12 protein-coding genes are annotated in these 11,795 nt (G+C 72.1%); 7 read left to right on the top strand and 5 right to left on the bottom strand.

The genetic code is table 11. From position 1 onward, the window contains the following. The first annotated feature begins 159 nt into the window (after positions 1-159). Complete coding sequence (locus BA175_RS05830) at positions 160-984, top strand: aldo/keto reductase (RefSeq protein WP_069170112.1); 825 nt, start codon at positions 160-162, stop codon at positions 982-984. Positions 985-1,132: 148 nt separating this feature from the next. Then, positions 1,133-2,107, top strand: a complete 975-nt coding sequence (locus BA175_RS05825) for an acetylxylan esterase (RefSeq protein WP_069170111.1) — start codon at positions 1,133-1,135, stop codon at positions 2,105-2,107. A 433-nt stretch (positions 2,108-2,540) separates the two neighbouring features. Here the strand turns inward: BA175_RS05825 and BA175_RS05820 are convergent, their stop codons facing one another. From BA175_RS05820 to BA175_RS05805, 4 genes are read right to left on the bottom strand one after another with little or no spacing between them, the layout of a single operon-like run. Then, complete coding sequence (locus tag BA175_RS05820; RefSeq protein ID WP_069170110.1) at positions 2,541-3,497, bottom strand: ABC transporter substrate-binding protein; 957 nt, start codon at positions 3,495-3,497, stop codon at positions 2,541-2,543. After that, on the bottom strand, positions 3,494-4,171 hold the full coding sequence (locus tag BA175_RS05815) for an ABC transporter permease (protein ID WP_069170109.1): 678 nt from the start codon (positions 4,169-4,171) through the stop codon (positions 3,494-3,496). The genes BA175_RS05820 and BA175_RS05815 overlap by 4 nt, the downstream gene beginning before the upstream one ends. Continuing rightward, on the bottom strand, positions 4,168-4,845 hold the full coding sequence (locus BA175_RS05810) for an ABC transporter permease (protein WP_069170108.1): 678 nt from the start codon (positions 4,843-4,845) through the stop codon (positions 4,168-4,170). The genes BA175_RS05815 and BA175_RS05810 overlap by 4 nt, the downstream gene beginning before the upstream one ends. Before the next feature lie 55 nt (positions 4,846-4,900). Further along, a complete protein-coding gene (locus tag BA175_RS05805) occupies positions 4,901-5,344 on the bottom strand; it encodes a nitroreductase family deazaflavin-dependent oxidoreductase (protein ID WP_069170107.1) in 444 nt (147 codons plus the stop codon). A gap of 451 nt (positions 5,345-5,795) precedes the next feature. On the opposite strand from BA175_RS05805, the gene BA175_RS05800 reads away from it, so the two are divergent. From BA175_RS05800 to BA175_RS05785, 4 genes are all read left to right on the top strand, one after another. After that, positions 5,796-7,157 carry an FAD-dependent oxidoreductase gene (locus tag BA175_RS05800; RefSeq protein WP_069170106.1) on the top strand — a complete coding sequence of 454 codons (1,362 nt, stop codon included), beginning with the start codon at positions 5,796-5,798 and terminating at the stop codon, positions 7,155-7,157. Positions 7,158-7,251: 94 nt separating this feature from the next. Continuing rightward, on the top strand, positions 7,252-7,872 hold the full coding sequence (locus BA175_RS05795; protein WP_069170105.1) for an L-threonylcarbamoyladenylate synthase: 621 nt from the start codon (positions 7,252-7,254) through the stop codon (positions 7,870-7,872). Positions 7,873-8,013: 141 nt separating this feature from the next. Then, positions 8,014-8,190 carry a DUF6381 family protein gene (locus BA175_RS05790; protein ID WP_069170104.1) on the top strand — a complete coding sequence of 59 codons (177 nt, stop codon included), beginning with the start codon at positions 8,014-8,016 and terminating at the stop codon, positions 8,188-8,190. 210 nt (positions 8,191-8,400) lie between these two features. Further along, positions 8,401-8,808, top strand: coding sequence for a DUF2267 domain-containing protein (locus BA175_RS05785; RefSeq protein ID WP_069170103.1), 408 nt, complete (start codon positions 8,401-8,403; stop codon positions 8,806-8,808). Between the two features lie 308 nt (positions 8,809-9,116). Here BA175_RS05785 and BA175_RS05780 read toward each other — a convergent pair whose 3' ends face one another. Beyond that, positions 9,117-9,503, bottom strand: coding sequence for an ArsR/SmtB family transcription factor (locus BA175_RS05780; protein WP_069170352.1), 387 nt, complete (start codon positions 9,501-9,503; stop codon positions 9,117-9,119). Positions 9,504-9,599: 96 nt separating this feature from the next. Here BA175_RS05780 and BA175_RS05775 point away from each other — a divergent pair, with 96 nt between their 5' ends. Further along, complete coding sequence (locus BA175_RS05775; RefSeq protein WP_069170102.1) at positions 9,600-11,648, top strand: heavy metal translocating P-type ATPase; 2,049 nt, start codon at positions 9,600-9,602, stop codon at positions 11,646-11,648. The last annotated feature ends 147 nt before the right edge of the window (positions 11,649-11,795 follow it).

The raw sequence follows: 11,795 nt of genomic DNA, 5'->3' as shown, positions 1-11,795 counted from the left end.
GCCGATCCGGGGAGGTGAGGGGCGCCACCAGCCCGAAAGTATCCCGCGTATGCAATTATTGTTCACGCAGGTAAGCGTCGCACGCAGATACATGCGGGGTGCGGTCACCGACGGGTCCGCCACGGTGTCCACGCCCCCGCGCCACAGGAAAGGCTCCTCATGCCCACGGTTCCCACCCTCACGCTCAACAACGGTGTCACCATCCCCCAGCTCGGCTTCGGTGTCTTCCAGATCCCCGACGACGAGACCACCGCGGCGGTGACCGAGGCGCTCGACGCCGGCTACCGCTCCATCGACACCGCCGCCGTCTACGGCAACGAGGTCGGCGTCGGCCGCGCGCTGGCGGACTCCGGCCTGCCGCGGGACGACCTGTTCGTCACCACGAAGGTCTGGAACAGCGATCAGGGCTACGACGCCACACTCGCCGCGTTCGACACGAGCCTCGGCAAGCTCGGCCTCGACCACGTCGATCTCTACCTCGTCCACTGGCCCTCGCCGGCCCGCGGCCTGTACCCCGAGACCTGGCGTGCCCTGGAGAAGCTGGCGGCCGAGGGCCGGATCCGGGCGGCCGGAGTCTCCAACTTCCAGCCGGCCCACCTGCACCGGCTGACCGAGGGGAGCTCACTCGTCCCCGCCGTCAACCAGATCGAGCTGCACCCCGGCCTCCAGCAGGCCGAACTGCGTGCCCTGCACGCCCGGTACGGCATCGTCACCGAGGCGTGGAGCCCCCTCGCCCAGGGCGCGCTGCTCGACGACGAGGTGCTGGTCACGATCGCCGGGCGCCACGGTAAGTCGCCGGCTCAGGTCGTGCTGCGCTGGCATCTCCAGCTGGGCAACGTCGTGATCCCCAAGTCGGTCACGCCCGCCCGCATCCGGCAGAACATCGACGTCTTCGACTTCGAGCTCTCGGATGCGGAGATGGACGCGGTCGCCGGCCTGGACCGGGGGATGCGCACGGGCCCGGACCCCGAGACCGTGAGCTGAGGCGCGCGTGGGCGGTCCGCCCGCCGGCCTCCGCCGCCCGGTGCGGTCCGCCCGCCGGGACCAGGAGGCGGACACCACTTCTCGCCCCGGGCCGTCCGCCGTACGGTGTCACCGTTCACCTGAGCTGATGACGTAAGGCGGTTCCCGCATGGCCCTGTTCGATCTTCCTCCGGAAGAACTGCGCTCCTACCGCAGCCGGTCGGTGGAGCCGGAGGACTTCGACGCCTTCTGGTCGGCCACCCTCGACGAGTCCAGGACCCATGACCTCGACGCCCGCTTCGAACTGCTCGCCGACACGGGCCTGACGACGGTCGAGGTGTACGACGTGACGTTCGCCGGCTTCGGCGGCCATCCCGTCAAGGGCTGGCTCGTCCTGCCCGCGGGCACCACACAACCGCTTCCGCTGGTCGTGGAGTTCCTCGGTTACGGCGGCGGGCGCGGCCTGCCCCACTCCCACCTGCTCTGGGCCTCGGCCGGTACGGCCCACTTCGTGATGGACACCCGCGGGCAGGGCAGCGGATGGGCGCGGGGCGACACGGCCGATCCCGTGGGCAGCGGCCCGGCGTTCAACGGGTTCATGACGCGGGGCATCGAGGATCCCCACACGTACTACTACCGCCGGCTGATCACGGACGCCGTACGCGCGGTCGAGGCGGCGCGTTCACACCCGCTGACCGACGCGGCCCGCACCGCCGCGATCGGCGTCAGCCAGGGCGGTGGCCTCACCATCGCGGTCGGTGGGCTGATACCCGACCTGGCGGCCATCGCCCCCGACGTCCCGTTCCTCTGCGACTTCCCCCGGGCGACGAGGCTGACCGACCGGCTTCCCTACCGGGAGATCGGCAACTACCTGAAGACCCATCGTCACAGCGCCGAGCGGGTGCGGGCGACGCTGGCCTACTTCGACGGGGTGCACTTCGCGGCCCGCGGACGGGCACCCGCGCTCTTCTCGACGGCGCTGGAGGACGAGACCTGCCCGCCCTCCACGGTCTTCGCCGCCTTCAACGCGTACGCCCACCCGGACAAGGAGATCGAGGTCTACGACTTCAACGACCACGAGGGCGGCGGCCCGTTCCAGCAGGCGGTGCAACTGGCCAGGCTGCCGCGGCTGCTGAAAGGCTGACGGGCGGGGACCGGCACACCCCTCTCGACCTGCCGGAGACGCGGAGCCCGGGCCTGTCGGAGAAGACGCTTACCGGCCGGGAGGCGTCACGCCGTCCATGAGGGAGGTGCGCCACACCCAGCCGTGCCGCTCCACGGGGGTCCGAGCGGGTCGCGGTGGTGGTACGGGGGCGAGTACGCGGGGACGGACCGGCACGCGACGCCTCGCCTTCGCCCACTCCCCGGCAGGATCGCACGGGGGGTGCGTGCGGGACGCGTCCCGGCGCGCCGGTCCGTCCGCAGCCCGCCGACGTCGCCCCGCCGTGCACCTTCCGATAGAAGCTGTTCCGGGACCGGGGCGACGGTGACGCGCCGCCACCGGGTGCTGTCCGCGGACGGCACCCGGGACCGCGCGGGGATCGCCGCCCGGGTGGCCGCCCCGCGGTGGTGGCGGCTCAGCCCCTCGGGACGAGCTTCCTGGCTTCCAGGTAGGCGCGGGCGACGTCCTCCGGAAGCCTGCGCCAGCTGTCGACCTGCTCGTTCATCCCAGCCAGGTCGGCCGTGGTCAGTACGGTGTTGAGCCGCCCCAGGGCGGCGCGGACCCCGGCGCTGCCGGCCCGGGACCGGTTGACGACCGGGACCAGGTGGTCGGCGTTCTGCAGGCGCCTGTCGTCCGCGAGGAGGACGAGCCCGAAGTCGTCCAGGGTCGCGTCCGTGGTCGTGGTCAGGACCATCTGGTCCGAACCGTTCCGGACGGCGTGCTTGGCCTGGGTGGTGCCGACACCCTTGGGGTCGACCGCGGTGATGTCGATGCCGTACGTCTTCCTCAGTCCGGGTGCGCAGTAGGGGCGTTGTACGCACTCGTCCCCTGCGGCCAGGCGTACGGGGAGACCGGAGCGGCCCAGGTCGCTGAGGGTACGCAGCCGGTGCTCCGCGGCATAGCGCTCCGCGACCGCGAAGGCGTTCTGGTCGACCGCCCGGCCCGGGGGGAGCACGGTCAGGCCGCGGGGAGCGGCGAGGGCGCGCAGGGCCTTCATGGTGGTGGCGAGGTCGGGCGAGCCGACCGGGGCGGCGTCGGCGCCGTTGGCCTTGGCGTTCAGCCAGTCGGCGAAGGTCGCGGCGTACTCGGGTACGACGTCGATCTGGCCGCTCTCCAGGGCGGGTTCGTAGATCTCACGGTTGCCGACCGAGAGGATCCTGGTCGAGTAGCCCGCCCCTTCCAGCAGGAGCGCGTACATCCGGGCGAGCAGGTCGCTCTCGGTGAAACCCGCCGATCCGATGGTCAGGTTCCTGTTGTCCCCGGGTGGCGCGGTGACGTCTCCCCTGCTCTCCAGACTCGGGCCGGTGGAGCACGCGGTGGCGGTGAGGAGGATCGCCGCCGCGACGCGGGCGGCCCGTCGCGGCCCGCTCATGACGGCTTCCCGGAGCGGCTCCGGTCCGCCAGCAGCCTCTGTCCCACCCCGAAGATCCCTTCGACGACCAGGGCGAACACGGCGACGAGGACGGCTCCGGCGACGACCTGCGGGGTGGAGGCCAGGTTGAAGCCCGCCGTGATGATACGGCCGAGCCCGCCGCCGCCGACGAGCGCGGCCAGGGTGGCGGTGGCGACGAGCTGGACGGCCGCGATACGTACGCCGGTGAGTACGAGCGGCAGGGCGAGGGGGAGTTCGACCTGGCGTAGTACCTGCGTACCGGTCATGCCCATGCCCCGAGCCGCCCCCACGACGTCCTGGTCGACCTCGCGCATCCCGACGTAGGCGTTGGTGAGCAGCGGCGGGATGGAGAAGAGGACCAGCGCGACGACGGTCGGCCCCTGCCCGAACCCGCCGACGGGGGTGAGCAGCAGCAGGACCAGGACGGCGAAGGTGGGAACGGCCCGGCCGATGTTGGAGATGTTGACGGCGAGGGCGCCGCCCCTGCCGAGGTGACCGAGTACGAGGGCGACCGGCAGGGCGACGGCGCAGGCGATCAGGAGGCAGACGACGGTGAGGAGGAGGTGCTCCAGCAGACGGGCCCCGATGCCGTCGGGGCCCGGCCAGTGGGCGGGTGCCGTGAGCCAGGACCAGGCGTCCGTGAGGGTGTTCACCGGCCTCTCCTGGTCCAGGGTGTCGCCAGCCGCTGCACCGCGAGGAGCAGCAGGTCGGCGGCGACGGCGATGACGACGCACAGGACGGAGGCCGTGAGCACCTGGGCCTTGAAGTAGGTGTTCATGCCCGCGTAGACGAGGTTGCCGAGTCCGCCGAAGCCGACGATGGCGCCGACGGTGACCAGGGAGACCGCCGAGACGGTGGCGATGCGCAGCCCCGCCATCGCGGCGGGCAGGGCGAGCGGGAGTTCGACGGTCAGGAGCATGCGGAGAGGGCCGTAGCCCATGCCGCGCGCGGCCTGCCGGGTCTCCTCGGGTACGGCACGCAGTCCGGCGAGGATGTTGCGGACGAGGAGCGTGAGCGAGTAGAGGACGAGTCCGGCGACGACGAGCGCGGCGGACAGTCCGTACACCGGCAGCAGCAGCGAGAACATGGCCAGCGAGGGGATCGTGTAAAGGACGGTGGTCAGCGCCAGCACGGGTCCGGCCGCCCAGCGCCGGTGCCGGGCCGCCAGGGCGAGGGGCACGGCGATCACCAGTCCGAGCAGGACGGAGGCGGCCGCCAGCTGGAGGTGCTGCAGCGTGGCGTCCCAGAGGATGCCGCGCCGGCTGGTGAGGTAGGCGCCGCAGATCCACTCGTTGCGCGCGAGGCAGTCGTCGGGGGGCGCGGTCACCCGTCCATTGGAGCCGTGGGGCCGGGTGACCGCGCGCCGTGTTCGACCGTTGGGGCTACCCGCCCTGGGCGGGCGCGAGGACGAACACGGGGATCTCCCGGTCGGTCTTGGCCTGGTAGTCGGCGTAGTCGGGGAACGCCTCGACGGCACGGCCCCACCACACGGCCTTCTCCTCCCCCGTGACCTCACGGGCGACCATGTCCTTCCGTACCGTGCCGTCCTGGAGCTCGACGTGGGGGTCGGCCTGCACGTTGTAGTACCAGACAGGGTGCTTGGGAGCACCGCCGAGGGAGGCGACCACTGCGTACTCGCCTTCGTGCTCGACGCGCATGAGGGGCGTCTTGCGGATCTTGCCGCTCTTGGCCCCGCGCGTCGTCAGGAGGACGACGGGCAGTCCCCGCATCGTCATCCCCTCGGTGCCGCCGGAGCTCTCGATGAGCTCGACCTGCTCGCGCACCCACTGCGTCGGGCTCGGCTCGTACTCGCCCTCGATCGGCATGACAGGTGTCCTTTCGTCGGGATGGTTCTCGGATCGCTCGGAGCTTGTCGGAGTGAGGAGGTCGCGCGCGGTGTCGTCTCCGCTCCGCCTCGCCTCCCGTGAGCCGTGCCCGGCACGGTCCACTTCCGTAGTACTGCGCTCTTCACCCATCATGGCCGCGTCGGTGATCACGCATGCATCGAACGGCCGCAAGACGTTCCGCACGCCGGAAGCATCTCATATGGCGAGACGACGTCTCATATAGAGAGAACACTCTGTCAGCTTTCGGCGTCACTCATCCCCGGAATCCAGGGCGATATGGGCACTGACATACCCTTGACCCCCATCTGCAACCTTGCCCCGCCCCGGGTTTGCCCGACCGTAGGGCATACCGTGGGTGCAGCGGAGTAAGCCATGCCTTACTCCGCTGTTACTCCGCCCGTGCCCGTCCGCCCCGAAGGAACAACACTCCATGACACGCCCCGTCCGCGTCGCCATCGTCGGAGCCGGTCCTGCCGGAATCTACGCGGCGGATGCGCTGCTCAAGTCAGAGGCCGCACAGGACCCGGGTGTCTCGATCGATTTGTTCGAACGCATGCCCGCCCCCTTCGGTCTGATCCGTTACGGAGTGGCGCCGGACCACCCGCGGATCAAGGGCATCGTCAAGGCGCTGCACCAAGTGCTGGACAAGCCGCAGCTGCGGCTGTTCGGCAACGTCGACTATCCGCGCGACATCTGCCTGGACGATCTTCGGTCGTTCTACGACGCCGTGATCTTCTCCACCGGCGCCGACGCGGACCGCGCGCTCGACATACCCGGGATCGACCTGGACGGCTCGTACGGCGCGGCCGACTTCGTCGCCTGGTACGACGGGCACCCCGAGGTCCCCCGCACCTGGCCGCTGGAGGCCGAGAAGGTCGCCGTGCTCGGCGTGGGCAACGTGGCCCTGGACGTGGCCCGCATGCTCGCCAAGACGGCGGACGAACTCCTCCCCACCGAGATCCCCGCGAACGTGTACGAGGGGCTGAAGGCGAACAAGGCGCTCGAGGTGCACGTCTTCGGACGGCGCGGCCCGGCGCAGGCCAAGTTCAGCCCTATGGAGCTGCGCGAGCTGGACCACTCACCGAACATCGAGGTCATCGTCAACCCCGAGGACATCGACTACGACGAGGGCTCGATCGCCACCCGGCGGGAGAACAAGCAGGCCAACATGGTCGCCTCCACACTGGAGAACTGGGCGATCCGGGACGCGGGCGACCGCCCGCACAAGCTGTTCCTGCACTTCTTCGAGTCCCCGGTGGAGGTCATCGGCGAGGACGGCCGCGTCGTCGGCCTGCGCACCGAGCGGACCGAGCTGGACGGCACGGGCAACGTCAAGGGCACGGGCCGTTTCACGGACTGGGACGTGCAGAGCGTCTACCGCGCGGTCGGCTACTACTCGGAGGAGCTGCCGAAGCTGCCCTTCGACGTCGTCTCCGGCACCGTCCCGCACGCCGCGGGGCGCGTCCTGGCCGGGGCGGAGCCGATGGCCTCGGTGTACGTCACCGGATGGATCAAGCGCGGCCCGATCGGCCTGATCGGGCACACCAAGGGCGACGCCAACGAGACGGTGGCCTGCCTGCTGGAGGACCACGCGGCCGGCCGGCTGCCGGAACCCGCCGAGCCCGGGCCGGACGCGGTCGTCGACTTCCTGGAGCAGCGGGGCGTCAGGTACACCACCCGTGAGGGGTGGCACCGCCTGGACGCCCATGAGCAGGCCCTCGGCGCCGAGCAGGGCCGCGAGCGGATCAAGGTCGTCGAGCGCGGCGCCATGCTGGACGCGTCCGGAGCCTGACCCGCCGGCCGCCCACGCCCCCGCGACTCTTCGGTCGCGGGGGCGTGGTGTCACCCCGGGCGGGCGCGACCGCCGTCCGCCGTAGACTCGCCGGATGGCGAAGTATTTCGACGTACACCCCGAGAACCCCCAGCGGCGCACCATCAGCAACGTGGCCGACAGCATCCGCTCCGGCGCACTCGTCGCGTATCCGACGGACTCCTGTTACGCCCTGGGCTGCCGGCTGGGCAGCCGCGACGGCATCGACAGGATCAGGTCGATCCGTGATCTCGACGAACGCCACCACTTCACCCTGATGTGCGAGAACTTCGCGCAGCTCGGCCAGCTCGTCCAGATCGACAACGACGTCTTCCGCGCGATCAAGGCGGCGACGCCGGGCAGTTACACGTTCATCCTGCCGGCCACCAAAGAGGTGCCACGGCAGTTGCTGCACCCGAAGAAGAAGACCGTCGGTGTCCGGATCCCGGACCACGCGGTCACGCAGGCCCTCCTCGCCGAGCTCGGCGAACCGCTGCTGTCCAGCACCCTCCTGCTGCCCGACGAGGAGGAGCCGTTGACGCAGGGCTGGGAGATCAAGGAGCGCCTCGACCACGTGGTGGACATCGTGCTCGACTCCGGCGACTGCGGTACCCGGCCGACCACGGTCGTCGACTTCTCCGGGGGCGAGCTGGAGATCGTACGCCGGGGGGCGGGCGACACCTCCCGGTTCGAGTAGCCGCGCCGCGGGCCGGGCAGCCGCCGCTCCGGGGCGGTCGCCCCGGCCACTCCGCGCTCCGCGAGGTCCCGCTGAGATGCGGTCCCCCCTCGGAGCCTGGTTCGGTGGAGATGTGCTCCCCGCACGGCCGAAGGAGTGATCATGAGTGATGGCGGCGCGCAGCAGATGCGCGACAGGGCGAAGGACCTCGAGAACTCGGCGGAGCGCACCGCCGACCCCGAGGAACGGCAGCGTCTCACGGACGAGGCCCGACGCCTCCGGGCACGGAGCGAGCAGGCCAGTGGCATGGCGAGCGGCGACATCTATCCCTGCGAGTAGTCGCGGCCGGTCCCCCGCCCCCGGGCCCCTGGGGCGTCCTGCGGCCGGGCGGGTCGGGAGTCGCCCGGTGCGCTTGCCGACCCCGGCCCACGGTGTTATCACCGGAACTGTGGTGACACCCGTGGAATACGCGGAGGGCGGGGTGCGGAATCCCCTCCCCCACCCCGTTCTCCGCCCCCCGTTCCTCGCGAAGGGGACCCGGTGACGTACATGAGATGGCAGGCGTTCCTGGACGCGGTCCGGGAGCGGGGCGAATACCCCTCCGTCATGGAGGCGGAGCGGGCGTCCCGTGTGGTCCTGGCCCTGCTCGGGGCACATCTGGTCGGCGAGGAGCGGAACGAACTGGCGGCCCGGCTGCCGGAGACCTTCGCCCTCATCCTCCTCAACCCGCTCCAGGCCGCGGAACCCCTCGCGCCCGACCGCTTCGTGCGCGCGGCGGCCGCCTGGATCGACGGTGCCAGCGAGCAGACCGCGGCCTGGGACACCGGCGCGGTCCTGAGCGTGGTGGCCGACGCGGCGGGTGAGGAGTTGCTGCAGCGACTGTTGCTGCAGCTCCCTCCGGGGTACGACCTGCTGTTCGGGCATCCCGACAGCGGCTCGGTGGACACGTCCCCGTGACCCTCCGCGGCCCTCTCATCGCGCATCCCCGCGGGACCTCGCCGTAACCGCAGTGCGATCCCGGTGCGGACGACCGACTCCGTGGCCGGTACCGCTCCGCAGCGCGACGCGTGCCGGGCGGTCGTTCCGCGCCTGCGGGCCCTCGTGGCCCGCAGGCGCGGAACACGCAGAGGGAGCTCACGCGGGCCTCGAGGCGCCGGGTTCGCGCAGACTCCGAGCCCGGCGCCGCTGCGCCGCGTGACCGCGCACCGGTCCCGCGGCCGGCGGTGGGGCCACGGATTCGGGTGGGACCCGGCGGCCGGCCGGATCTACCGGCCGGAGGTCACCGCAGGCGTTTCGGCAGGCGCGTCCCGCAGTCCGAGGCGCAGGTGCTCGACGTGGAAGAGGGCCTGGTCCAGCAGCTCGGCCACGTGGTGGTCGTAGAGCGCGTACACGATGGAACGCCCCTGCCGCTCGCCCGCCACCAGGCCCAGGTTGCGCAGGAGACGCAACTGGTGGGAGCAGGCGGACGGTTCCATCTCGACGGCCTCCGCGAGGTCGCCGACCGCGCAGGGGCCTTCCTGGAGGCGTGCCAGGATGCGGAGCCGGGACGGGGTGGCCAGCGCCTGGAGGGTCGCGGCCACTCCGGCGGCCCCCACGGCATCCAGGCGCTCGCGTGTGGTGGCGGTGCTCTGCTCGTCGCGTCCGTGGCCCATGCCGTCCATTCTACGGATGACACATGAAGACCTGTTCATATATTCCTGTACGGTGGCGGTGTCGCCCTGGCCTCTGCCCCCGAAGGTTGATTCCCCATGCCCCCTGCCGTCGTCCGGTCCCCCCGCACCGCCGCCCCCGGTGGAGCCCCTTCCGGTACGGACGGAGTGCCGCGACGCCGTACGCGGGTGCTCGCGCTGGCGGAGGCCCGCTGGGCCGGGGCCGCACTCCTCCTGTTCCTGATCGCCATGTCCCTGCAGCTCACCGGCGCTCCCGCCTGGGTGTGGGGCCCGCTGTACGCCCTCGTGTACGCGGCCGGCGGCTGGGAACCTGCCCTCACCGGGGTGCGGGCACTGAGGGAGAAGACGCTGGACGTGGACCTGTTGATGATCGTGGCGGCGCTGGGCGCGGCCTCCATCGGCCAGGTCATGGACGGCGCCCTGCTGATCGTCATCTTCGCCACCTCCGGAGCCCTGGAGGCGCTGGCCACGGCCCGTACGCAGGACGCCGTCCGCGGCCTCCTGGACCTGGCCCCGTCCACCGCCGCCCGGATCACGACCGCCGGCGGCGAGGAGACGGTCGCCACGGAGGACCTGGCGGTGGGTGACCTCATCCGGATCCGTCCGGGTGAGCGGGTGGGCGCCGACGGCCGGGTCCTGGACGGGGCGAGCGAGGTCGATCAGGCCACCATCACCGGCGAGCCGATGCCCGTGACGAAGGAAGCGGGGGACGAGGTGTTCGCCGGGACGCTGAACGGTACGGGAACCCTGCGGGTCGCTGTCGAGCGCGACGCCTCGGAGTCCGTGATCGCCCGCATCGTCGCCATGACCGAGGAGGCCGCCCGGACCAAGGCCCCCACCCAGCTGTTCATCGAGAAGGTCGAACAGCGGTACTCGCTGGCCATGGTGGTCGCCACCTCGGCCGTCTTCCTGGTTCCCCTCGTCCTCGGCGCGGACGTGGCCGACAGCCTGCTCCGGGCGATGACCTTCATGATCGTCGCGTCCCCGTGCGCGGTGGTCCTGGCGACCATGCCACCGCTGCTCTCCGCCATGGCCAACGCCGGCCGCCACGGTGTCCTCGTCAAGTCCGCCGTCGTGATGGAGCGCCTCGGGCAGGTCGACGCGGTGGCGCTGGACAAGACGGGCACCCTCACCGAGGGCACTCCCCGGGTCACCGACGTCCGCCCCCTGCCCGGTCCCGGGCTCGACCAGGACCGGGTCCTGGCCCTTGCCGCCTCCGCCGAGCACCCCAGCGAGCACCCGCTGGCCCGCGCCGTCGTGGCCGCGGCCCGGGAGCGCGGGCTGGCCCTCTCCCCGGCGACGGAGTTCACCTCGGCACCCGGCACGGGAGTGGCGGCGTCGGTCGACGGCCACCGTGTCGAGGCCGGTGCCCCGGCCAGGCTCCTCCGTGACACCTCGGCGCCCGTGGCGGCCCTCGCCGCCGTGGCCGCGGCGGAACTGGAGGACCAGGGCCGCACCGCTGTGCTCGTACGGTGTGACGGCCTCCCGGTGGGCGTCCTGGGCATCGCGGACCGCCTTCGGCAGGACGCCGCCGGGACCGTCACGGCGCTGGCGGGACTGACCGGCCGGCCACCGATGCTGCTGACGGGGGACAACCCGCGAGCGGCGGCCCATCTGGCCGCCGAGGCCGGCATCACCGACGTGCGCGCGGGGCTGCTCCCCCAGGACAAGGCCGCGGCCGTACGCGAGCAGGAGGCCGCCGGACGCAGGATCCTGGTCGTCGGCGACGGGGTCAACGACGCGCCCGCCCTCGCCGCGGCGCACACGGGGATCGCCATGGGACGGGCCGGGTCCGACCTGGCACTGGAGGCGGCGGACGCGGTCGTGATCCGCGACGAACTCGCCACCGTCCCCACCGTGGTGGCGCTGTCCCGGGCGGCCCGGCAGCTGGTCGTGCAGAACCTGGTCATCGCCGGTGCGTTCATCTCCGTCCTCGTCGTCTGGGACCTCGCGGGCCACCTGCCCCTGCCGCTCGGCGTCCTGGGGCACGAGGGGTCAACGGTCCTCGTGGGCCTCAACGGCCTCCGCCTGCTGCGCGAGTCGGCCTGGCGGCGCGCGGCCGTACGGGCTCCGGCGCACGGGGCGCGTACCGCTCGCCGTCCCTCCCGGGCCGGCGCCACCGTCTGAGAAGCCGGCGCCGGAGCGGTCTTGGCCGCTCCGGAACGGCGGCTCCCGCCGATACCGGGCGTGTCCCTGGGCCGAGTGGACGCGGGCGGTCGCCGTGGGCGGGGCCGGGCGGTGGGATGGGAGGCAGCACTGCCGTCCTGCGGGGCG

This window comes from Streptomyces griseus, assembly GCF_001715295.1.
GTDB classification, from domain to species: Bacteria; Actinomycetota; Actinomycetes; order Streptomycetales; family Streptomycetaceae; genus Streptomyces; species Streptomyces griseus_G.
This window is presented reverse-complemented; position numbering and strand designations above follow the sequence as displayed.